Raw genomic sequence first — 21,274 nt, 5'->3', positions numbered from 1 at the left:
TTGACCTACAAATTAGCAATCCAGAACTTTGATGAAGTCCCCATTGATCCCCCGATTGCGCCTGTATCTATATGATGTGCAGCTGTTAAAACGACATACTTCTTACTATCAATTTCGAATATATCGCCCGCATTCCAATTCAAATTTAGCGGCCTGATTATGGTTCCCCGCAAGATCAAAACTTTTTCCAAGTTTTTAACTTGTCGGGCATCTAAACCAGCTCTTTGCGTAACAGTGTGGCCTGGGGTTATTGAGTCATCACCAACAACCGTTGAACCGTTATTCTCCACGGTCACGAAAGATGATTTTTGCATCAGTTCCAAAGGTTTACTGGATATCCAAACGACACTGCTAGGATCTAGTTTTGTGACTGGTTCCTTTTTGAAAAATGAATCAATTTTTTGAGCTGACACCTTATTGTTTTGAAAACAAATGACTGCCGCTTCTTGTTGCAGATAATGAGCCAAACGTTGTGTAGGCAAGCTTCCCTTTAGGCATACGAATTTTGGCAAAGGTAAATCACCACCTAGACTGATAGTTGCTCCACAAGCTCTTATTACTGAATTAAAGGAGGTTTCATTACTAATAACAGCTTGCTTTAAATTTTCGATAAGTCTTTTACAGCCAGCCAAAATGCCAATACAAGAGATACCACCTACACGTCGATCATGTTTAATAGTCTGAGTTTTTAGAGGGGTGACTTTGATAAGTTCGAAAGGATGAGATATGTCATTTACTGTAAGTTGCTCCCCTTCTTTTAAAAGGGAATCTAATTCAGTAGTTGATTGAACTGTAAACTCAATAGAGGCTGGAATAGGTATGAGATCAGTTCTTAAAGTTGCACTAATAAGCTCAGAAACTGGAATAACTTTTCCAGCAGATACTATGGTGATTTGCATTAACGGTTCCCCATGTTAAAACTCATCGGGACCATTAAAAATGCAAGTTTTGGTAAAGCTTCTTTCTTCTCATTATAGTTTTGCTGAGCTTCTGAGACTGAAAGCCCGTAACTTTCGACTCCTAGCCCACGGGTTGCTTCAACTAATCGAGCTTGCAAAAGATCACAATGCGCTTTTACTAAAGGCAAAATGATTACATACTCATCCCCATTAAGTTCTATGGATTCATTCAGTTCAATACTGGTAATTGCCTTAGTTTGACAATCTAATGTCGCCCAACCCGCATAAGATTTTGTCTCTTCAATAAATGCCTTAACGATATCCTCAAGCAAAATTGAGTAACCAGATAATTGATATTCTTTATAGAGTTCTTCTGAAAGTTGCTGGATAGAACCAGCAACTACAGCATACCCTTCTGATTCAGGTAATAACTTCATAGCCATTACCCAAATAGATTGCCCAGTTGACGACCAACGCCTTGCACAGCATTTGCAAGATTAGTTGCTTGTTGAGCAGTATTGATCACTTGCTGAACTCGATTAACAAGCTCAGCTGTACCATCAATTTCTTTTTTACCCGGCTGAATACTACCGTTGGTACCAATGTTTGCGAAACTACCAAAGTAGTTGTAATCAATTGGGCAAGAAACTGTCATTACTTGTGATCGGCTATCAGAATCGTATTCAGCTGATTCAAAACGAATAGCACAGTTTTCAAGTGCATATGAGCGGGTAAAACTTCCTAATCGGCCATCGTAGTAATCACCATGGATGATTCCACCACTAGCTACGACATATTCAGCTAATAGTTGATCATGCCCAGCTTCAGTTACTAGGATTTGAAGGTTGCCTGTGTAATGGGTTTTCGGTGGACCAGCAACAATTCCAGTAAAACCACCCGCATATTGAACTTCTGCTGGATCTTCATTACTCACAATCGGCCGTGGGCAACTTTTAAATAAAAAGCGAAGGTCTTCCATGCCACGAGGTACAAACATTCCTTGACACGCTAATAAGGGGGACCCAAGTTGCTGTAAGGCAATATAATCTTGTTTAAGCTGGTTAAGTAAAATCGGGTTAGATTGTTGCATGATCTTGATGCTCTATAGCTTTTATATGCATCAAGAGTAAAAGGTTAAAACCCTTTCAAAGTTGTTTGGTTCCATTAAAAAAGCCACCTTAATGGGTAGCTTTGTTTATTTCTTTTTATCCAATATTCTGCGGTACCCGCAGAACTTGTACTGAAGGTACACCACGTTCAAGGGTATCTTGGACACAACGATAATCAGGGTTATTTGGTTCATAACCGAGTTCACCGCGAATATTTCCTTTATGGATCGTCATAGGTGCATCAAAACGCCCACGCATAAAGCGGCCAATGATAATCGTGTCAGTTAATGATTGATTGGTTTTTGTTTCGGTTTTATCAGTTTTTTTCTGATATTGAATACCTGGCGCTTCACCTAAGATTTGAGTTGTATTCATGCTTATTTCCTTAATTGAATGGATGATAGGTAAAGCCATAAAATGACTTTACCTAATAGCAATTAGTAAATACCTAAACGTTTACCTTTATTGAATGAACGCAAACGCTTGCGAATTGCATTCGCCGTGAAAGCATGAAGACGAGCTTTTTTCATACCAGCTTTTTGAGCTGATGTTAAACGCACCTTTTGACCTGGTAATCGTTTATTCACAACTGTTTTAACCCCTTGTCGAATCGCAAGAACTCCACGGTAATGAACTTTTCGACCATTCACTTTACGCTGGCTAAACGCTCCATTTCGAGCTTTAATTTTTTTAGCCATTGAGTCGAAACCTTCTTCTGTTTCATCTGCCTCACCGAAAATAAATTCTCGTACCAGTTCTTCGAGTTCTGGACCTTCATCAGGCGTATTAGCGAGAACAGTATTTGCTGCTGCTTCTAATGCAGCGTCAGCAACTTCTGTATCTTCGCTAAAGATTTCTTCAATATCTGTAGCATCAACACCAAATGTTAAGAAAGCATCTGAAAGTGACGCCATGAGAGCGTTTTCATAGGTGCCTTCATCATCATCTGCACCATCTAAAGCATCGAAAATTAAAGCATCTAAATAATCAATGCCCAGCTCTCCTTCTTCAAGATTACCTTCGCTGATTGTATCTACCGTATCGGATAGAATATTTAGAGCAATTTGCCGTACTTGTTCAATCACAGATTGCTGTTCTCGATCAGTACTTGAAACCTTACTTACAACGGTAGAAATATTCTCCGCTGCTGAATCAAAAGCACGTAACGTTAATGGTTTTTTAGTGGTTGGGCCAAATGGATTCATCTTGAAAGATCCTTAAAATTATTTAACTAAAACGTCTTCATCAAAAATTGCGGCACGTGTTGTACCAACAACACCATGGGCTAAATAGAGGCGTACTCGCTCATAAGGAAAGTCATTGTCAGGTACTAAACTGAACTCAAAAGGTTTTCCCCCCAGCTCATCAGCAGGTTGTAACCAACCAGTTGTTTCGCTAGAAGCTCCTTCTAAAAATTCTTGGATATCGTCACCAGCTTTTTTGATGTAGTCAGGAGTTGCTTGGAACATATAAGTTCTAAGAATTTCGATACATTTATTTGTAACCCGTGCCGCGATTTCGGCTGCAGGAACTAAGCGCAAAGCACTATTTTTACTTTGGTATTGGGTTAACACATCACTTAAAACAAATAATGTAGTTTCGAACTTAACTGGGCGAACAACATTTACTTTAGCCTTAGCCAACATTTCCTGAACTTGCTCATCTTCAAGATCATTACCTGGCATCTGGCTTAAGTTTTTTGCTGTAAATGGATAATCTTTCCACGCCACAGCATTTTTTAACGGCGCAAAACCTTGTTTATTCAATTTCGCATTACGTAATAATTTATCGCCGATATAATGGCCCAAATAGTATGCTGGTACCTTACGCCCTCTAAGGGTGACAGCATCTGAAGGGCGGCAAAGGTTCGGACTCCAAATGAATTGAACAAACTGTGATTGAGCATCTACGCTTGTAGCAAATTGGGCTGCTTGTTCAGCAGTAAAGGTTGGGTTGATTTCGGCATCTAAAGGAATACGTAATTTTGTAGCTGCACGTTGTGCCGCAACATAAATTGGTAAATCATGTGGATTAGGCAAAGTCAGATATGCTGGTGTAGTTAACTGACTTGTCAGAATTTTATATAGTTCATCTGGATTAAATGAAGGTAATGCTTCATCTTCTAAGGCCAATGTTTTTGAAGCTCGACCTAAACTATTAGATTCGTTATATGCAGTTGATTTGAGAATTGCTTGTAGCGCATCAATGCCCAGTGATAAATCAAATTTCTCGAAGTATTCTTTAGCATCAGCTACTGCAACAATTGAAGCAGAATTTTCAATGTCACCATCTACTAATCCTTGTACAGTAACAATTTGATCACCTGTTACCGCATCACGTATTTCCAAACGCATAGAAATATCTGCAGGTCCGCGTGGGCTTGTTACTTTCGCAAAAAAGGCCACATTGATTTCTGCATTTGCAAGATAACTGTGAGTATCAAATTCCAGTTTGAGTGATGGGCCAGCCCCTGCAACAAGGGATAGCTCACCTGTACTTGATAGAGCAAGTATATTCATTACATTACACGCCCAAGGCTATTTGTTTTAAGTATTTTGAGCTGTGGGCTTATTAAATTTTCTGGCTAGTTCCAATGTAAAAAAACCACTCGGAAGTGGTTTTCAAAATAATCAAATTCTTATACCGTTCCATCTGGTTCAGAGGGTTCTTGCGGCTCAGACGGTACAATCTGAATTACATTCCCTTTCAATCCGTTGATTTGGTCTAAGTTATCTTGCAATTGCTTATAAGCTTCATCGCCGATCAATGTAAATGTCACCTTTTGACCAGCTTGAACTCTAACTTGGGAAAAGGGTTCTGTAATGTCATTTACACTATTGTTCTGCAGTGTAATAACACGTTCAGTTGGCTGGTCACCTACAGCATCCATAATAGTATTAGTACCATCAATAATTAAACTGGTCATTTTATTACTCAACAATTAGATTTTTACCAAGACCCTTCAACTGGCGTAAGTTTTCCAGTACTTGATGTTTAAATGTTTGGTTATGACACGTAATACTTGCTGTCTGACCTGCTTCAATAGCAACACGTGATAACGGTTCTAAAACTGTTGAAAATCCGTTATTAGTTACTTTAATAACTAGCGGATCTACAATACTAATGCTTGAACCAGCTAGATTTTCTACAATTTGATGTTGGGCTTTGGGAATATCAGTTTCTTTAGTTTTATTTGCTACATACCCTAACTCATCAACATTCCAGAAATTTTTAGAATCAAGATCTTTTAAAGGTGAGACAGACTCATTTGATGATTTAGTTGAGTTTCCATTATCTTTAGTATTGGATACTTCATTATTTGAATCAGCATTTTTCAAATCAGTAGGTTTATCACCTTCATCTTGAGATGTGCCGTTTTCAGGACTTTTACTATTTAACAAATCATCTTGATCTGAAGTATTGTTCTCATCAGATTGGGTATTCTGTGTTTCTGTAGTTTTATTGGTTTTATTACGTGTGTTTTTTGGTTTTGTAGTCGCTTGTTCGTCAGTTGAAACTAAAGTTTCGTCAGTGTTTTGAGTTGCTGCAGCCATGAGATTATCCTTTCAATAAATAAGGGAAAAGGCGCATCGAAATGCGCCTTACTCTGTATTACTTACGATTTTTTAAGAGATGGCATATTGATACAGTGGATGACATAACCCTGATCAGCATAACGTTCGAATGGGTTCGTTTCTGCAGCTTGAGAGCCAATTAATGTCATTACTGATTCACGCGCATCTGGGCGTGTTTCAATTACTGATAGTGGAGTTTGAATAAAGCCTACGAACGGTGAGCGAATTGGCTCATTTCCACGACCCATTAAAAGCATATCAAAAGCAGTATCTGCTTCTGCTACAAGCTCTTGTGCAGAAGGTGCATGATAAACATTCGTCCCATCAGCAAGAGTGCCGATACGAACAATTTGTCCATATCCAGCTGTATAACCAGTTTTTGTCGGCATTTTATCGCTCGACAATTGATTAAAGAAGACTGCAGCGCTATCACCTACATAAAGATCATAAGCAACTGTTGAACCACCAGTACGTTGATTAATATCCATTTTGGCAGCAGAAATAAATTTCATTACTTCGCCGAACAAATCAGCTGTCGTATTAAATGCAGCAGCTAATTTACCTGTGACACCACGAGATGCATCAAAAGTAACTTCACGTCCCGAGTATTCCGCTAAATCTTTTGCTTCACCTAATAAACGGACATTTTGTTCCAAGAAGATTTTTCCTTGAACAATTGCTAAAGCCTGACCTAGGAAACCAAGCTTAAGTTCGTTATTAACTTGGGATTGAAGCAAAGTAGATAAAGTAACCTGAGCCATGATTGGTGATGACACTAAATTTTCATATTCAGGTTCAAAATCAACACCTACTGGCGTCAATAAATAATTACTGTTGCCATCTCGCGCATCAAAATCAGCCACAAGATGAACTTCAACTTTCGCACCAACTGGTAATGCTTCATTTAAGGTCACGCTAATTTTGCTAGCTGAAATGTCAATTTCGCTACCAATTACACGATATTCAACGCCGTTTACTACAACATCTTTTTCTGCAATAGCAGATATCTTGCCTGTTAATTTAGATTTTGTTCGATTACGGGTATGTGCAACTTCTTTACCATTAATTTTGATTGAAACATTACCAGCAAGAAATGGTAATAATTTTGCATTTTCATCAGGGGTTTTAGCTTTGTAATCAGCATAAGATGTGCGTGCGGTTACTGAATACGTTGTACCAGCACCACCATTTGACAATGCGAAGCGAAAGCGCCCTTCTACATATGGTTTTGATGCATTTGCACCATCTAAATATTCTGATTTTTTCATTGCACCAAAATCGCGATTGGTAACAAAGCGAATTGATACAAGAGGAACTTCATTAGAACCATTCGAGTTTGGAATCATCGCAACGATAGGCATTGCATAGGCAATAACGTTTGCAATGGTTGCTACAGTTATCGCTGGTACGATACTTACTGATTCATGGTGTTGGTGATTTACATCATCAAAACCTGACTCATTTAAACCATCGTAGTAGCTAAGTGTTTCTGTAGGTAAAGCTGATGCCTGTTTAGCACCACTCAAACCAGCAGTTAATGCAGCTGCAATAACAGATGGATGTGGTAGATCACCGCCGTGACGAGTTTGATATTGTGCAACACCAAACATTACCGCTTTATCAATTTCAGGGGCATATTCTGTTCCGATAGAATCAAAAATAGCTTTTAATACTTCTGGGTATTCTTCAACTGCGGTTTGGGCACTATCAAATCCATTTTCAAACTCATCATTACTTTTGAAATAGTAATTTTGGCACTGAGCTGTAGCAGTTTGTTGAGCCTCATACTTTTTACGAATTTCGTCTGATAACACAGTCATTTTAAACCAGCCTTTGGCTTGCGATGTAAGTTGAAGAAAGTCTGACATGAGCCATTTTTACTTATTCTGGTCGGTTCCAAATATAAAAAAGTCCCCAAGAATGAGGACAAAGAAAATGTAGCTAAAGGACCATCGCAGCCCTTTATTTATATAGCTAAAGGTCTGCGCGCTCATTCTCACGCTGTCCTTTGTTATCTGTTGTAGAACTAAGGTTTTGCTGACGTTCAGGCGCGCCCAACTTGTAGCAATCAGACCAATGTGATTCATGAATAGAGCGCTCAAGTCGTAATTGACCTAAGCGACGACAAAACTTTTGAGCGCCTTTATCCATTAGCCACCGCCTAACTTTGTTTTAGTTGCAGCGGTATCAGGCTCAAGTGCTGAACCTAAAGCGCTGGTCTGGTTTAGAGTGCGACGCTGTGCTTTTTTAGCATTGGTTTCAGTAACAGCTTTTTGAGCTGCTGCTGCCGCATCTGCTTCTGGATCTTGTCGAAAGGGTTTGCTACCGCACATAGTTATTCATTCCGTGTCCAGCCTTTAGGGCTTAAGTAAGGTGTGCCAGCTTGTACCGTTTCTGTTGGCACATTAGCTGCGTCAGGTGTTTTAGCCCCTTCACGGCGCAATTGGCCTTTCAGCGCTTGATTGTTTGCTTCGGCTGCTGCTAACTGCTGACGAAGTTGTTCAACCAGTGCCGTTTGATCAACCGTTGATTCTGTCTCAGACCCAGCATCACCAGTCTGTGCCTGATCTTCTGTCGATTGATTAGCGTCTGGTTGTGAGGCATCCGCTTGCTGTTCAGTTGCTTTAGTTTCATCAACTGTTGTTGGCTCTGGTGCTGCACCAGGTGTTTTAATTTGTCGATTACCAGGCATAAAAAAGCCCTATTCGTTGTGAATAGGGCTAGTTTTGGCTTAGCGGTCTTTAGGTTTGCTGTGTGATTATCTTGTTGTTATGGTGTCTATATCTTTATATTCCAGAACTTTAAAAACATCTTCTTTAGGATTAATCTCTTTCAACAATACCTTATCTCCACTCATATCAATTAAATGCCATTTTCTTGAGTCATTCTTTATGACTACCACACTATTTACCTTGTTATTTTTGACTAATTTTCCAGCATCATATCCACTAACATACGGCAAACAAAATATTAATAAGATAATTACAATTTTAAATACATTATCAAATATTACTTCTTCTCGTTTGATTCTAATTAATGGACCAACGAACAAAGGGTCATTATATTTTCTTTTTTTATAACCTAACGAAACTAAAAACATGGATGTTAAAAAATAAAATATAAACAAAACCACATCAAAATAATTAGAGATCTCTAAATTAATACTTAATAAGTTCTGAATAAATCCATTAAAGCTTGTATACAAAGCTATAAAGCATAAAAAAATAACAGATACAGTTCTTTCAGAAAATTTTAATCCAAAGATGCATCCGACAAAGATCCCACCTAAAAAAATTAAAATAATTTTAAAAGATGAGATAAAAAGAATTTGAGGCGTTAAATTTTGTATATACCAACCAACCCCCAAAGCATTATAAAACCCAATTTTAAAAGTTAAAGAGACACCAACACTTAAAAAAAACAATATTGTTAGTATCTCAATAAAAGAGGCTCTTTTTAAATATTCGATAATAAAATTCATTTTTTAGCGAAACAATTAATAAATTCCCCAATAATTTAAATTAAATTCTATGTTTCTTCACCTTTTATTTCATCCCCCTTGAGCGCTTGCTCTAACCCCAATATCTTTTCGATATCATCTGCCTGACTTAACAAGATGTTTTGCTCACGCTCTGTGTATACATAAGACTTAGCTGCACTTCTATCCGCTTACCCCACTAGAAACATAAATTTCCACACTATTTCCTGCTTTCACTTTATAACGGAGCTTATCCCAGCAATGTTGTCGAAAAGGTTCAGTATCTGGTGAAGCAGCTGTTAAAGAAAGAATAGTCACCCAGTGTGAATCATTTTGCGGATCAGCATAAGGAACATTACTTCCGAAAAATTCTACTTCGGCCCCGTTCCCGATCACCTGGTAATTGAAAATTGCTGAAGTACATTGTTCAGCTATTTCAATGTCGCCTGTCTTTTTACCTTTTTCATTGAAAATTAAATAGCTCATTTAGTTTCTCCATCACCTATAGGTGAAATAAACAAATCATCTCTACGGTTTAAAACATACTTACTGCCAAAATCTGCCATGAGACTAAAACCAGTAATATTCACAATCTCAAACCACAACATTAGATTTTCATAAATCATTAAACCTAAAAGATCCCCTTCTTTAAGAATCATGTCGGGAATTTTGATTATTCTTTCCAATACATCTTCCAACTCATCATTAAATGGCTCTACTTGAGCAGTTAGCACCAAATCAGATGGGTTATTCATAGAGAAGTTCTTTTGAATATAACCACCGTTAAATTTATCGAAATGAACATAAGCAGCGCCCTTGTATTCATATTTGTAGTTAGGTTCGTCTTGAATCGATAAAGTGTTTGCTTCAAAAGAAAGTGGATCTAATGGTTTTGAATCTTCAGCTGGATTATTGAAAATCACTTCTTTACGCCAAACTTGTGCTGGAATACTTGCTAATGCATTCATAACAACACGTCTCGCAGCTAAACGGCGTCCATTGGCAACTTGATTTACTGATCTATTTAGCATTTCGACTTAAACCCTTCATAAAAACATTAAGCATCTCTTGGTCAATAGCGCCTGATTTATGTAGTGCCTGAATTCTTTCAATTTGACTGGCTCTAACAGTTTCTGATTCAAAACGTTTGAGAGTTTTCAATTCGCGTTCTAAGAGCTTTTTCGCAACTTTATCTGCTCTACGCATCATTTCCTTTTCAGCTTTTTGAATATTTGCTTTGATTGGTTTTACTGAACCACTCATCACATCTTTTACTTGTTCGTTAATCGAATTCTGTATCTGCTTATCAGTTTGCTTATATCGAGCACCAACTTGTTTTTGACGGTCTTTTTCTACTTCCTTTTTAAGATATGCAATGCCTGATGGTGAACCAATCCACTTAACAACACGCAAAACATGCTTACAAGCCACACCAGACAAGTGAGGGTTACGAACTTTCGGGAAACCACCCTCATCCCGTCCTAAGTTGTAGCCGCCTATAGTTGCCATATAGCGATACCAGAACGTATGACGCTCGCAATCACACTGAAATTTGATTTTGCCTTTAGCCAAGCGGTTTTTAACAGTAGTTAAAGCTTGTTTATCGATATCAAAAACAACTGATTTAAAGTTTGAAAACTCAATCTCAACATGATGATTTAAAACTTTACTATTTGGACCGGCATTAGTAAGTAAGTGTACTAACCCAGCTTTTCTGCTGACTGGTACCGCCAAATAGATTTGTTCATTTGCCCGGTCAATATCATCTTGTCGGCTTAAATTAATGATGTTTTGAGGGGTAATACCCTTACTATACTGATCTTTTAATAGTTGAATGTTTTCCTGAAATGCCAAGATATCATCACGGGTAATACGCCGTGGTACTTCTCCATTTCGCTGACCTAATGTTGTAAAAAGTACTCTCTCTACATCATATTTTTCGCCTTCTGCAATATCTTGTGGCCGCAAGAACATAGGCTTAGGGATCTTTCGTCCCCAATCATCATATTCAATTTCCTTTTCGGCAAATGCCCGCTGTTCTCTATCTGCACGCTGGCGACTCTGTTGATCTCTACGAACTCCACCATTTTGCAAAGATTGGTTTAATTGCAGCTGGGCACGGCGTAAATCATCTGGCTTGAATGCTGACATATTAATTATCCTGCAAGTATTCTTTTTGAAGTCTTAAAAGATCAACGAGCCTTGGAAATGCTACCTTTTGTAGTGGTAGCTTTTCCCAAATGCCGTTGGCACCACAGGCCACTAAAACCGCATCAATATGATTCCTTGAACCATAAAGCTTGTAGCTTAAGAGTGATGGATCTTGCGATTCATCCTCCTTAATCTCCCAAACGATTAGATTCTGAATATTATTCTGTTGAAGATTTCGGTGAATTAAGTCTCTAATAGCATTTCGATAATCATTTCTCATACTGTTTCACCTATTTAAGCTTTAACAGTACTTACACGCGCAAAGCCACCAATACCCGCTTTACCGCTGTTGCCGTTACTTTCAGTAGTGTGACCAGCTTCGCCGACAACTAAAGTCATGTACTGAGTTTTTTCGGTTGAATTAGAATATCGGCAAATGAGTAAACCACCACTTGCACCACCACCACCAAGTGCCCAGCCGTCATCTCCTACACCATTAGCACCATCCCCACCTGCACCCCAGTTTGATACTGGACTTACAGATGCACCGCCCATGTGATTCAATTGGTTTGCAGCTGTACCAGCAATACCTAATTTTCTTGAAAGCTCTGTAATACTAGATGTGATAGTAATTGTTCCAGCTAAACCGCCAGCACCATTTGAGAAAGCACTACCATTCGACCACTGACCACTTGTACCGCCTTTACCCCCACCAACAACCGCCAAATCGAGCTCATTTAAACGTAAGCGTGTATCTGTACCATTGGTCCCATGAGCCATTGCTCCTAACTCCCATACACTGCCACCGCCAGCACCGCCAGCACCCACTAAAATGAATTCTTTTTGTTCTTTAGGTTGAATTGGAATGATATAAACACCTGGTACTGTGTAATCGCCGTTTCCATCGTTTAGTGTTTCTGCAGCAACCTGAATAACTGACCAATTCACTGTGCCTGCATATCCAATACGGTTTTGCCCTGAGCGCTCCCAAACTTTATATGAGAACCCTTTTTCCGCACGTGTAAGCTCCCAAGCTTCATGTGAACTTTCTGGAGTTAAATAGATTGCATACTTTGAATCACGTAAATCAGTAACTTTGCCACCTAATTCAATTGTTGCAGTGCTACCAATATTTACACCTGCTCCAATCAATTTTGGATATTGAGCATCTAAGTTTTTCTTAAAATCGATTAGCTGCTGTAATAAGTTTTTGGAACCAAGATCTAGATCATCAATCTGATGTTGTAAATCATCGTCTTTGGCTTTTACGTCCTTCTCAAATGCATATTGGGGGTGAGGATCCTCATGCTGATTGTGTTCAGTCATAAGTTTACGGATTAATGCAGCGTATTGTGGGTGTGGGTCTTCATCTGCACTATGCTGATTCATCAACATCACAGCAATTGGTGTGTTTGGATCAATCTTGATAGTTACGTTTTTTAAATTAACGTCAGTTAAAACAAATCCGAATGTAACAATGGCTACTACGTTTGCATGTAAAGACATGATTGATTGAGCTTCTGTAGTTGAAGCTACAGCAAGCAAAGTGCCATCTGATAGGTATATACCCATCTCAAACACTTCCATTGTTAAAGTTGGCTCAATACTCATCACAAAACGCAAAGTGCCTGTTTCAGTATCTACACCACCACCGTTAAGAGAAAATCTGGCTAATTCATTTTTAAGTGAAGTTAAGTTCTTTGCTTCAACTGATGCATCAAATTTACTAGTACCTACAGCAAGATGTGTCAGCTCCCCACCAAAACTAGCGACATCACCCACTTTATTTAATGCATTCCGACCTGCGTCAGTTAAAAAGAAGTTAATAGCCATAACCCACCCATAAGATTTATTGATCTATAGTAGTTATGGCTTCATGCAGTATTACTGGTCAGTTCCACTAGATTGATCATTATCTTTTTCAGCTGCATCTCTTAAAGCACTGAATCTTGACTTACGTTCTGCCTGTTCTCGGCCTTCAGGGGTATCATCTGTAACATTGACTGTTTCATAAGCTTCTGTGTAATGAACGTTCTCAAGGAATAAGAAGGCAAAAGCATCACCCAAGTCTGGCGACTTAATTCCCATTCGTTTCATTTCATCTTTACTCAAGATTTTGTAACGTGCAAAGTCATCAAAACGGTATGGAACGTGAATTAATTGGTCTTTAATTTTCACGTTGTGTTTCTTCGTTTTCATTTTAAAACGACCACTAGCGATTGCTCGTGCTAAGCCCACATAAGCTAACGACCGTTTATTCGTAAACTCTTTTCTATTGTCATTACTAAAACATTGTGAGCCCCAATAAACAGGAACGTAGAAAATACCTTGCTTTTTAAGATACTGACCTAAACCTTTACCTGCCCCGTTGTCATCTACTACCAAGTTAGCATTTGGATACTGTAAAAGTAGCTCATTAATCTTTGCGAATAGTTCTAAGATATCATCTCTGTTTTTGCACAAAGGTATATCTACAACCTCTACACGGCGTGCACGTTCTCCCCATTGGGATTCACCCCAAACTTTAGAAACAACAATTACAGAATCGTCTCGGCCAACACCACCACCAACGTCTACCGTAATGACATAACCAAATTGATGATCCTCAAAAATACTCGCGCCAACATACATTTCTTCTGTTTGACGTTTAGTAATTAAGAACTCATCAGATAAGTCTGGGAATTCACCTAGAACACGGATCTTATACTGAGCATCTTCTCGGCTTCCATACTTTTGCCGTTGTTCTTCTAAAGATTGCTTACTAACAAGTGGTGACTCTTCCCCGTTAAATGTGAGTGCAATCCAAACACCCCCAGCTCGATGACTTAACTTGTGATGAGTCTCATAGAACATACCCGCATTACGGGTAGGTTGCGACGTCATTACAGCACGGTTGTCTTCGTGAGTTAATGCACCAAACGCTACATCAAGTACAGCATCATCTACACCGCTGGCCTCATCGACCCAGACCATATAGTTGTCGCCGTGGTTACCAGCTAAGTTCGTGGGTTGATGTTTTGGTGCTGTCTTAGCAAAGACATACCATTTTTCTTTGTAGCCTTTGATGTAAACGAGTTCAGACTGGTACCCAACATAATCAGCAAGCCAAGCCAAAGGGCCTTGCTTCAATCGTGCTAGATTGATACTGATTTCTTTCCAGACTTGTTTCTTTAACTGCCCAATCTGCGGAGCAGTAAACATCATGATTGATTCATCAAAAAACAAGAGATGCCATAAGGCAACAATACCGGCACTGGCCGTTTTACCAGTGTTATGTAGTACTAAGTCATCTTCACCTAAGAAAAATGGATCTGGATCGAGTACAAAACCGTAATATTTGCCTTCACCAAGCTCGGCAACAGATGTGATTTTTAAAGGCTTATGTTCACCATCTATAAGCCTATAAGATGCAAACTGTTCTCTATTTTCTGGCTTTAAGTTCAGGTATTGAGAAACAAGTAATTCAATCTTGTCGCCCTTCGACCAGCCGTTACCATCGTATAAAGAAATTAAGCAAAGTATGTGGGATTTATTGAAGGTATGAGCTTTACCATTCTCATATTCAAACCGGTACATTTCTTGATAACCGGTTACTGTTTTAATTACCTCTAGTTCTGTTTTACCATCAGCAGCAAGGATCTTGTGATTTAAATTAATCCGCTCAACTGGGATAAAGTCCCCATTGGATAATTTGATTAATGTCCCTTTACCAAAACAACCGTGACCTGAAGCTACGGATGTACGACTACCATCAAATGCAATAGATTCAAAAAGTAATTCTTGTTGCCATGTGGGTTCGACACCTAATGCTTCTACGGCGAAAGCATAGATGTCGTATCGATAACGCTCACAAAGTTCCCACCATTCGGGAATTTCTTTTAATGGTGCCAAAGCCATACCGTAAAAACACCATTAACTAAAAGATTGAAAAAGGAAGCATTGTTGGATCTACAGCATCTTCTTCAAACTGATTCCCTTCAGTAATCGAAAAGCCTTTAGCAATTTTTGTACTAGCCCAAACTGCTAACAGGATTGCAATGTGGCCGTTGTTTAAGCTACTGCTATCAAATTCCTGCTGAAGGCCGTTTTTATCGACCTTACGGATTTCAAGTACGTTCTTAGGGTTGTACTGGTTTAGCTTCGGCTCAATTTCAATTAACTTTGCTCTGTAACGAGCTTGGTAAATTGAAATCACTTCTTCTAAATGCTCTTTAGCATTGAAACTTAATTGCCAATTCTGTACTTGTTCAGGTGAGTCAGTAACAACAACCGTTTGATCTCTTAAATCACTTGGTACAGGTAAATTTGAATAAACGACTGTTTTTTGAATAACAAGCTCACCAGTATCTGCAAATGCGGCTCCAATGAGACGAATTGGTTGATCTGAAAACCCAGCAACACGGCTGTCTATACGAATAATTCCAGACATTACTAGTATCCTTAGCGCCGTTTGCGTTCTAACTTGGTTTGGCATTCAATGCAGAATTTCACGCCACCTAAAGCACGGCGGCGCTCTGGTATTTCTTCACCACATTCAACACATTCTTTTTCAGATTCGCCGTCAAAACGGCATCGATTTGCAATTTCTTGCTGCAATAAATAATCAGCACTTTCTTGTGCCTTATCGATTAAGTCAGTCATCTATACGCTCAACTGTAATTTCACCTGTTTCTCTATCACCCTTCACACGCTGGTGATCGAGTGATGTGTACTGATCAGCTTGCACTACAACTTTGTCGTTGATTGCGGGCTGTTCCGTTGCTGAGCCGTCAGGTTCATAACCATTACCTGTGTTTTGGTCGAATGGACCACCGAAACCGATGACGTTAGGTGTATAACCCACGAGCTGAATATCTACAGTTGAGATAGAAAGATTGATTGCTTCGCTTGGGACTGGTGATGGAAAAAGTTCATTTTCAAAAACAGTGAATGTTGAATTAACTACATGATCATTCCATTGCTGAAATGGCACATTAAAACGACGGTTATCATTGCTAGACATGTACGCGCAAAATTGCCCAATGACTGAACGTAGATCGTTGGGATTGGTGGCAAAGAATGCGATTTGAGCACGTACAGTTGTTGGCACCAGACGTACTTTTACCCGCTTCTCATCAATTACCGTTTCAACAAAATCTGGTACTGGAAGTAATTGATTAACATCAGGGGGTTGATCCGTTAGCGCTGTTGCAGTGAGCATTACGGGTAAAAGTACTTTCGACACTTCATCATGCTTTTGGCTTTTTCTGTATTCAGATAGCATTGCTTCTGAATCGTCCATCATCCGTGACGGACATGCTTTTATAGCATCGCCAATAGCTCTCAATTTCCAGTCAGCCGTTAATTGTGTCTCTGGCATATAGGAAGCACGAAAATTCACAAGCTGCTTATACCAAGCGTTTTGGATGCATTTAAGCGAATCGTTGGGGTACTTCATTATTACCCCCATACGCTAAAAATATTGCCAAAAGATTTTTTTGGTTTTTTAGATTTCTCTTTTAGGGTTGGCTGATCCATGGATTGCAATATTTGTTCAGCTTGTTGTTGAACTGAATCAAAGCTCATCACAGGATTTACCATACCCGTATAGAGTTCTTTTTTGCGTTCTTCTCTAAGTTGTTGTATTCGTTTTTGCTTATCAACTACTTCAGATAGTTCACCTACTAACCCTTGAGCATTTCCTAACTCGTTTAAAAGATGAAGCTGGCTATTGATATTGTCGTATGTCTGTAAGATTTGATCTTCAAGTAATTGAGCAATGATAATTTCGGGTTGTGATAACTGAGAAAAATCTGTTGCACTATCAAAGCAAGAAATTACACCCTCTGGTTCTTCAGGAACAAATAAACCATCAAATAACTGACCGTCACCTACATTACTTGCATAGTTAGGTTGTGACACATAGTCAAAACCAAAAAAGCCAGTAGGAATAAGACGACCACCTAATCTCTTATAGTTAACTGCTGTGCTGAACCCACCTGCTTGTGCGGCATATTGTCTTAATGCAAGTTCACCTGGTTCATTGTCAAAAAATTCTTCTTGATGCTCTACAGTCCCATCTTGTGAAGCACGTAATTGAATTGTTTTAAGCGCTGGGGCTAGATATACCAATTTACCTTTAATAGGAACAGTTTCAGGCGGTACCATACCGTAACGTTGTCGAATTTGATGACCGTAAAACCCTTGTAAAGAGTTAGTTGCAACCATTTCTTGTACATGATTACTGTTAATCAAGTTGATCATTACATCAACATCGACATTACTTCGATCAACACCAGTATATTTACGGCACCGATCGTGTAGATTGTAAGAGAGAACTTTAGTCTTTCTATTTTTGCTAGCCATAAAAAAGCCCCAATGCTGTGATTGAGGCTATTGTTTCAATTGTTCTATAGTCGAAATTTAATCAGTTCCAGATCAAATCTTTTGATCACACTCAATCAATTCCAATAGTTTGTCATGTTGTTTATCTTCAATAGTTGCATCAAAGATGTATCCACTTTTTAGAGAGATAAAAACATCATAAAAGCTCTCACTAACCATACCGCCTCTATGATCACTTTGGGAGACTTGCAAACAATCCATTTGAGATAAGTCAATTAATTGGGAACAACCACGCTTTCGACAAAAGATTTTTAATCGCATACTTCACCCAATTACTTAAGAAGAGTGCCTTCGACACCACGAGCACGGCGCTCAGCTGTACGCTTATTGAACTCTTCTAACGCACTTTCCATATAAATGATTGCTTGTTTGTTGAACTCACTTGGGAACTTTTCATCCAAGGTTTTAGTACGGTGAATAAGTACTTTTAACAATGCTTCACTGGTCACCCCATTCACACCATGTTCTGGAATTGGGCCATCCTGAAAATGAAGACTGATTTCAAAATCTTTTGCATTTTGAGTTTCAGGATTTGCTGAAATCTTATAGTAATGGCCTTGAGCATAAGCTGTAATGCCCTCTACCGCTTCCCCATTTACAACTTTATCAATTTCTTGTGGTTCTAATTTTTGGTTTGCATATCCTAAGAAATGATCAATTAATAAGTTTTCTCCTTGACCATTGATAGGTTCTGCGATTCCTACTAAAACATTTTCTTGAGCTTGTTGCATATAAAAAAGTCCTGAACTAATGAACAGGACTATGAAATCATTTTGTCTTTGAGCTCGAACTAAACAGTTCCAATCCAATTAAAGGAAGTTATAAACTGCATATGGCTTAGCTGCTATTGCCGCCGCAAAGCTTGTCGCGCCTAAATCTCTATCAAATGCCATTGAGTGAACTTTAACAACAATATTGGCTGGTACTAAACGCCGTAATATAGGTGACAGCTCTACCACTTCATTTGCATCAACTGTTTTATCTAAAACAATTCTAATCCGACTAGTTAAGAAATAATTTGGCTTCTCAATATCAGATAAATAAGCTGGATAATCTGTTAGCTTTTCCAAGCTATGCCAAAGCCGAACAATCTGATAATGATCTTTTCCCCAAAGCATACGCAAAACGAACTCTAAAAACGCTAATCCCCTTTTATTACCCATGCTGCTCCAATTAGCATAGATAATTCGCATTAACGTATCAGAGGTGTTATTACGCCTTAAAACCACGAGTCCATTTTGTTTAGAGAACCGTTCTATAACTGTTTTACTACCGATATGCGGACAGCCGTAATCTAGTAGGTCTTGTATAGACTGCTCAAAGTTCTGGGCAAATACTTGCTTAAAAGCCTTGGAAAGCGCCGTTTGTAAGCCAGCATTAACATAGTGTTCATCAATAGGACGTGTAAAGTTTATAGGGTCCATGTTGCCCCCGAAATATCAGCTGTACGCTCCATATTTACTACAATACTGTCCTTAGTGATGTAAACCCATTCATTAGGCTTATTAATCTCATTTGAAAGTTTAATGGAGAAATCGCTCATCCGGTCTTGGAAAGCTACGATATTGTCATTAATCAGCTTTGACATTTCTTGACTATTAAAACCATTCACTAACCAACGGCTTGAGCTAAGTGCTTCACGGCCATAGCGCTCAACTAGTAATTCAATAATCTGGGTTTTGACCATATCGGTATTATGTACTGAGGCTAATGTGCCAGTGATTACTATTGGTAATGGCTTTTCAACTACTTCATGTACATTAACCTTACCTTCATACAAGTTATCGCAAAAACCTATATATCGACAGATATCTTGTTCTAAGATAGCTTGTTCTGCTGGATTCTTCGCAACCACCACAAGATTTAAATGATTAATGTCACGGTATGTGATTGCAAAGTGTTGCTCTTGAAGCGTTTCATTCCAAACAGAAATAAATTGAGCCCGCTTCATGAACTTTTTACGAACCACATAGTCAAAGTTACCGAGAAATACCGCATCTTCATCGTAAAGTGATGGATAGCTTGATAATAAACGCAATTCCGATACAGCTAACGGATCTACCCCCTCTCTAATCAATCCACCAGCTTTAAAACGCACTGATACCCGCTGTTCATCATTAGTAAGTACATCAAGTAAAGCAGCATCCTTTAAACGATTTGCATCAACCTCACCGTAAGTCTCAAGGACACCAATTGTGACCGTATCATTGGCTTTTAGAGTACGACCTGCTCTTTCAGAATCACCAAATTCAATAAACAGTCTTCTAAGGTTATCAGTAGTGACTGTTACAGCATATTCACCAGGTTCAACATTCATCCAGCGTGGCTTAATTACATAGTTATTATTGCCCTGCTTAATGGATATATTTGCAAGTGAAAGATCCTCTAAAAGATCTATTCGATATTTATGAAACCCTTCAGTTACTGGTACCACATACTTTATTTCACGATATTCACTTTGTTCTGCAATTACTTCCGCCGTTTCACCAGCTTTAACTGTAATTGATTGAAGTAACCGCCATACTCTACCGCCGCTGTGGTCTTCAATCATTCGCCCTTGGCTTAAGCTAACAGCATTTGTTGACCGATTTATGATTTCTACTAAGTGTTGGCACGGCGTTCCGATTGGCAAGATGCCTTTATTAGTAGCATCCGCAATAATTGAGCGGTCCCGAGTTTTTGTGAAGGGTTCAATTGAAGCAATATCGATTTCTGGACCAAATGCAGTCAAAAAACTAGCCATAGAACGCAGCTGGTGAACGACTAATGGATCTTGAGCTTTGTAACGTTCCTGAATCTCATAATCATCTATCGCTGCTTGTAGCTGAGCTTCAAAATTAGCTTGCGTTAATGTCATATGTCTCACCTGTTACTGGTTTACTTAGTCGTTCTGCTACTTGGTTAAGATCAATAGGCACATTCATGATGTTTAGATAAATATGGACAGTCTCAAAGCCTTCTGTTTCTGTGTAAAGCGCTAATTGATCAGAATTAAGCTCAGATAATAAAGGCAGATCCTTTTTCATCTTAATTAGAAAGCTATCTGCAACCCTTGCATCGAGTGGAGCCATAAGCAAATCGTAAAGAGGTGCACCAAAATCAGACCCATACTTCCCATTGACAGGATGATTAAGCCAATAATCAACCATGTCTAAAATTGACTTAGCTGTGATCATTAGGAAGTTGCTCTATTGCTAAAAATAGTCAAAAGCTTTAGTAAAATTGCAGTGCCAATTTGATAAGTAGAAAAAATAGAAAAATAGATTAGAAAGATCCAAAGCGAAACGCTTAATGCATCAAAGTAGCAAGCAACGTAATAGATTCGCCAATCAACTAAAATAATTGTGATCATTACGCATGCCATGCAAGCGAAGTACATCCATCTTATTTCTTTAAATAAAAGGTTAATTGGAATTTGGCGAAATTGTTTTATTGATGCCGCTTTATTTTTGCCATTCCACCCCGTTATGAAATAAAGATACGCAGAAAATGCAAGAATTAAGACAATATCTATACCGATTTGAATTTGCATGGTACTACCCTTAATTTGGATTTTTATAAGAGTAGTTGTTTGAACCTTCTCGATATTTATAAGGTTCCAAAACAAAAAAGACCGCAATCTAGCAGTCTATTAATTTTAAAAAATCTCTAACTTATTTTTCCCTAATTTATTCGAAC

At 38.7% G+C, this 21,274-nt stretch carries 28 protein-coding genes; all 28 read right to left on the bottom strand.

All coding sequences use genetic code 11. The annotated features are described in order from the left end of the window. Positions 1-5 precede the first annotated feature (5 nt). On the bottom strand, positions 6-899 hold the full coding sequence (locus J655_RS14500; RefSeq protein WP_032052583.1) for a hypothetical protein: 894 nt from the start codon (positions 897-899) through the stop codon (positions 6-8). Beyond that, positions 899-1,342: a hypothetical protein gene (locus J655_RS14495; protein ID WP_032052582.1), complete on the bottom strand. Its 444-nt coding sequence runs from the start codon at positions 1,340-1,342 to the stop codon at positions 899-901. Before J655_RS14495 ends, J655_RS14500 begins: the two co-directional genes overlap by 1 nt. Then, on the bottom strand, positions 1,342-1,989 hold the full coding sequence (locus tag J655_RS14490) for a hypothetical protein (protein WP_001187722.1): 648 nt from the start codon (positions 1,987-1,989) through the stop codon (positions 1,342-1,344). Before J655_RS14490 ends, J655_RS14495 begins: the two co-directional genes overlap by 1 nt. 115 nt (positions 1,990-2,104) lie before the next feature. After that, positions 2,105-2,383, bottom strand: coding sequence for a hypothetical protein (locus J655_RS14485; RefSeq protein ID WP_032052581.1), 279 nt, complete (start codon positions 2,381-2,383; stop codon positions 2,105-2,107). 62 nt (positions 2,384-2,445) lie between these two features. Next, entirely contained in the window at positions 2,446-3,213 is a 768-nt protein-coding gene (locus tag J655_RS14480) for a hypothetical protein (protein ID WP_032052580.1), read from the bottom strand. Between the two features lie 18 nt (positions 3,214-3,231). Next, a complete protein-coding gene (locus J655_RS14475; protein WP_032052579.1) occupies positions 3,232-4,527 on the bottom strand; it encodes a hypothetical protein in 1,296 nt (431 codons plus the stop codon). Between the two features lie 119 nt (positions 4,528-4,646). Beyond that, on the bottom strand, positions 4,647-4,934 hold the full coding sequence (locus tag J655_RS14470) for a hypothetical protein (protein WP_032052578.1): 288 nt from the start codon (positions 4,932-4,934) through the stop codon (positions 4,647-4,649). A 4-nt stretch (positions 4,935-4,938) separates the two neighbouring features. Next, the gene (locus tag J655_RS14465; RefSeq protein WP_032052577.1) at positions 4,939-5,562 is read right to left on the bottom strand and encodes a hypothetical protein; all 624 of its coding nucleotides are present in this window, start codon (positions 5,560-5,562) and stop codon (positions 4,939-4,941) included. Positions 5,563-5,624: 62 nt separating this feature from the next. Continuing rightward, positions 5,625-7,403 (bottom strand): hypothetical protein, encoded by a 1,779-nt coding sequence (locus J655_RS14460; protein ID WP_032052576.1) that lies wholly within the window; start codon positions 7,401-7,403, stop codon positions 5,625-5,627. Positions 7,404-7,557: 154 nt separating this feature from the next. Beyond that, entirely contained in the window at positions 7,558-7,734 is a 177-nt protein-coding gene (locus J655_RS25320; RefSeq protein WP_171073766.1) for a hypothetical protein, read from the bottom strand. After that, positions 7,734-7,916 carry a hypothetical protein gene (locus J655_RS14455; protein WP_032052575.1) on the bottom strand — a complete coding sequence of 61 codons (183 nt, stop codon included), beginning with the start codon at positions 7,914-7,916 and terminating at the stop codon, positions 7,734-7,736. Before J655_RS14455 ends, J655_RS25320 begins: the two co-directional genes overlap by 1 nt. A 2-nt stretch (positions 7,917-7,918) precedes the next feature. Then, on the bottom strand, positions 7,919-8,275 hold the full coding sequence (locus J655_RS14450; protein WP_032052574.1) for a hypothetical protein: 357 nt from the start codon (positions 8,273-8,275) through the stop codon (positions 7,919-7,921). Positions 8,276-8,341: 66 nt separating this feature from the next. Beyond that, positions 8,342-9,064: a hypothetical protein gene (locus J655_RS14445; RefSeq protein ID WP_032052573.1), complete on the bottom strand. Its 723-nt coding sequence runs from the start codon at positions 9,062-9,064 to the stop codon at positions 8,342-8,344. Positions 9,065-9,244: 180 nt separating this feature from the next. Then, on the bottom strand, positions 9,245-9,547 hold the full coding sequence (locus J655_RS14440; RefSeq protein WP_032052572.1) for a hypothetical protein: 303 nt from the start codon (positions 9,545-9,547) through the stop codon (positions 9,245-9,247). Further along, positions 9,544-10,092, bottom strand: coding sequence for a hypothetical protein (locus J655_RS14435; RefSeq protein ID WP_032052571.1), 549 nt, complete (start codon positions 10,090-10,092; stop codon positions 9,544-9,546). Before J655_RS14435 ends, J655_RS14440 begins: the two co-directional genes overlap by 4 nt. Beyond that, complete coding sequence (locus tag J655_RS14430; RefSeq protein ID WP_032052570.1) at positions 10,082-11,212, bottom strand: hypothetical protein; 1,131 nt, start codon at positions 11,210-11,212, stop codon at positions 10,082-10,084. The genes J655_RS14435 and J655_RS14430 overlap by 11 nt, the downstream gene beginning before the upstream one ends. Position 11,213: 1 nt before the next feature. Then, positions 11,214-11,492 (bottom strand): hypothetical protein, encoded by a 279-nt coding sequence (locus tag J655_RS0104525; RefSeq protein WP_001243275.1) that lies wholly within the window; start codon positions 11,490-11,492, stop codon positions 11,214-11,216. A 14-nt stretch (positions 11,493-11,506) separates the two neighbouring features. Continuing rightward, complete coding sequence (locus J655_RS14425) at positions 11,507-13,045, bottom strand: phage tail protein (protein WP_032052569.1); 1,539 nt, start codon at positions 13,043-13,045, stop codon at positions 11,507-11,509. Between the two features lie 51 nt (positions 13,046-13,096). Then, positions 13,097-15,109, bottom strand: coding sequence for a Hint domain-containing protein (locus J655_RS14420; protein WP_032052567.1), 2,013 nt, complete (start codon positions 15,107-15,109; stop codon positions 13,097-13,099). A gap of 19 nt (positions 15,110-15,128) precedes the next feature. After that, positions 15,129-15,641, bottom strand: coding sequence for a hypothetical protein (locus J655_RS14415; RefSeq protein WP_032052566.1), 513 nt, complete (start codon positions 15,639-15,641; stop codon positions 15,129-15,131). An 11-nt stretch (positions 15,642-15,652) separates the two neighbouring features. Continuing rightward, positions 15,653-15,853: a TraR/DksA C4-type zinc finger protein gene (locus J655_RS14410; RefSeq protein WP_016145592.1), complete on the bottom strand. Its 201-nt coding sequence runs from the start codon at positions 15,851-15,853 to the stop codon at positions 15,653-15,655. Next, on the bottom strand, positions 15,846-16,649 hold the full coding sequence (locus J655_RS14405; RefSeq protein ID WP_032052564.1) for a hypothetical protein: 804 nt from the start codon (positions 16,647-16,649) through the stop codon (positions 15,846-15,848). The genes J655_RS14410 and J655_RS14405 overlap by 8 nt, the downstream gene beginning before the upstream one ends. A 2-nt stretch (positions 16,650-16,651) precedes the next feature. Beyond that, positions 16,652-17,557 (bottom strand): hypothetical protein, encoded by a 906-nt coding sequence (locus tag J655_RS14400; RefSeq protein ID WP_032052563.1) that lies wholly within the window; start codon positions 17,555-17,557, stop codon positions 16,652-16,654. A 311-nt stretch (positions 17,558-17,868) separates the two neighbouring features. Continuing rightward, the gene (locus J655_RS14395; protein WP_032052560.1) at positions 17,869-18,327 is read right to left on the bottom strand and encodes a hypothetical protein; all 459 of its coding nucleotides are present in this window, start codon (positions 18,325-18,327) and stop codon (positions 17,869-17,871) included. A 78-nt stretch (positions 18,328-18,405) separates the two neighbouring features. After that, on the bottom strand, positions 18,406-19,020 hold the full coding sequence (locus J655_RS14390) for a hypothetical protein (RefSeq protein WP_032052559.1): 615 nt from the start codon (positions 19,018-19,020) through the stop codon (positions 18,406-18,408). Continuing rightward, the gene (locus J655_RS14385; RefSeq protein ID WP_032052558.1) at positions 19,008-20,453 is read right to left on the bottom strand and encodes a hypothetical protein; all 1,446 of its coding nucleotides are present in this window, start codon (positions 20,451-20,453) and stop codon (positions 19,008-19,010) included. The genes J655_RS14390 and J655_RS14385 overlap by 13 nt, the downstream gene beginning before the upstream one ends. After that, the gene (locus J655_RS14380; RefSeq protein ID WP_032052557.1) at positions 20,434-20,772 is read right to left on the bottom strand and encodes a hypothetical protein; all 339 of its coding nucleotides are present in this window, start codon (positions 20,770-20,772) and stop codon (positions 20,434-20,436) included. The genes J655_RS14385 and J655_RS14380 overlap by 20 nt, the downstream gene beginning before the upstream one ends. Continuing rightward, positions 20,772-21,128: a hypothetical protein gene (locus J655_RS0104515; RefSeq protein ID WP_032052556.1), complete on the bottom strand. Its 357-nt coding sequence runs from the start codon at positions 21,126-21,128 to the stop codon at positions 20,772-20,774. Before J655_RS0104515 ends, J655_RS14380 begins: the two co-directional genes overlap by 1 nt. Positions 21,129-21,274: the final 146 nt, after the last annotated feature.

Origin of the sequence: Acinetobacter sp. 1294243, from assembly GCF_000588015.1 — a bacterium.
GTDB lineage: Bacteria > Pseudomonadota > Gammaproteobacteria > Pseudomonadales > Moraxellaceae > Acinetobacter > Acinetobacter pittii.
The sequence above is the reverse complement of the archived record's forward strand: the minus strand, read 5'-3'. Positions and strand labels throughout refer to the sequence as shown.

Coding starts and splice junctions, on each gene's coding strand:
- J655_RS14385 (WP_032052558.1), bottom strand. CDS start 20,453: ATGACATTAACGCAAGCTAATTTTGAAGCTCAGCTACAAGCAGCGATA.
- J655_RS14455 (WP_032052575.1), bottom strand. CDS start 7,916: ATGTGCGGTAGCAAACCCTTTCGACAAGATCCAGAAGCAGATGCGGCA.
- J655_RS14410 (WP_016145592.1), bottom strand. CDS start 15,853: ATGACTGACTTAATCGATAAGGCACAAGAAAGTGCTGATTATTTATTG.
- J655_RS14475 (WP_032052579.1), bottom strand. CDS start 4,527: ATGAATATACTTGCTCTATCAAGTACAGGTGAGCTATCCCTTGTTGCA.
- J655_RS14390 (WP_032052559.1), bottom strand. CDS start 19,020: ATGGACCCTATAAACTTTACACGTCCTATTGATGAACACTATGTTAAT.
- J655_RS14405 (WP_032052564.1), bottom strand. CDS start 16,649: ATGAAGTACCCCAACGATTCGCTTAAATGCATCCAAAACGCTTGGTAT.
- J655_RS14380 (WP_032052557.1), bottom strand. CDS start 20,772: ATGATCACAGCTAAGTCAATTTTAGACATGGTTGATTATTGGCTTAAT.
- J655_RS25320 (WP_171073766.1), bottom strand. CDS start 7,734: ATGGATAAAGGCGCTCAAAAGTTTTGTCGTCGCTTAGGTCAATTACGA.
- J655_RS14485 (WP_032052581.1), bottom strand. CDS start 2,383: ATGAATACAACTCAAATCTTAGGTGAAGCGCCAGGTATTCAATATCAG.
- J655_RS14460 (WP_032052576.1), bottom strand. CDS start 7,403: ATGACTGTGTTATCAGACGAAATTCGTAAAAAGTATGAGGCTCAACAA.
- J655_RS14435 (WP_032052571.1), bottom strand. CDS start 10,092: ATGCTAAATAGATCAGTAAATCAAGTTGCCAATGGACGCCGTTTAGCT.
- J655_RS14425 (WP_032052569.1), bottom strand. CDS start 13,045: ATGGCTATTAACTTCTTTTTAACTGACGCAGGTCGGAATGCATTAAAT.
- J655_RS14395 (WP_032052560.1), bottom strand. CDS start 18,327: ATGCAACAAGCTCAAGAAAATGTTTTAGTAGGAATCGCAGAACCTATC.
- J655_RS14495 (WP_032052582.1), bottom strand. CDS start 1,342: ATGGCTATGAAGTTATTACCTGAATCAGAAGGGTATGCTGTAGTTGCT.
- J655_RS14440 (WP_032052572.1), bottom strand. CDS start 9,547: ATGAGCTATTTAATTTTCAATGAAAAAGGTAAAAAGACAGGCGACATT.
- J655_RS14400 (WP_032052563.1), bottom strand. CDS start 17,557: ATGGCTAGCAAAAATAGAAAGACTAAAGTTCTCTCTTACAATCTACAC.
- J655_RS0104515 (WP_032052556.1), bottom strand. CDS start 21,128: ATGCAAATTCAAATCGGTATAGATATTGTCTTAATTCTTGCATTTTCT.
- J655_RS14415 (WP_032052566.1), bottom strand. CDS start 15,641: ATGTCTGGAATTATTCGTATAGACAGCCGTGTTGCTGGGTTTTCAGAT.
- J655_RS14500 (WP_032052583.1), bottom strand. CDS start 899: ATGCAAATCACCATAGTATCTGCTGGAAAAGTTATTCCAGTTTCTGAG.
- J655_RS14490 (WP_001187722.1), bottom strand. CDS start 1,989: ATGCAACAATCTAACCCGATTTTACTTAACCAGCTTAAACAAGATTAT.
- J655_RS14470 (WP_032052578.1), bottom strand. CDS start 4,934: ATGACCAGTTTAATTATTGATGGTACTAATACTATTATGGATGCTGTA.
- J655_RS14445 (WP_032052573.1), bottom strand. CDS start 9,064: ATGAATTTTATTATCGAATATTTAAAAAGAGCCTCTTTTATTGAGATA.
- J655_RS14465 (WP_032052577.1), bottom strand. CDS start 5,562: ATGGCTGCAGCAACTCAAAACACTGACGAAACTTTAGTTTCAACTGAC.
- J655_RS14450 (WP_032052574.1), bottom strand. CDS start 8,275: ATGCCTGGTAATCGACAAATTAAAACACCTGGTGCAGCACCAGAGCCA.
- J655_RS14430 (WP_032052570.1), bottom strand. CDS start 11,212: ATGTCAGCATTCAAGCCAGATGATTTACGCCGTGCCCAGCTGCAATTA.
- J655_RS14480 (WP_032052580.1), bottom strand. CDS start 3,213: ATGAATCCATTTGGCCCAACCACTAAAAAACCATTAACGTTACGTGCT.
- J655_RS14420 (WP_032052567.1), bottom strand. CDS start 15,109: ATGGCTTTGGCACCATTAAAAGAAATTCCCGAATGGTGGGAACTTTGT.
- J655_RS0104525 (WP_001243275.1), bottom strand. CDS start 11,492: ATGAGAAATGATTATCGAAATGCTATTAGAGACTTAATTCACCGAAAT.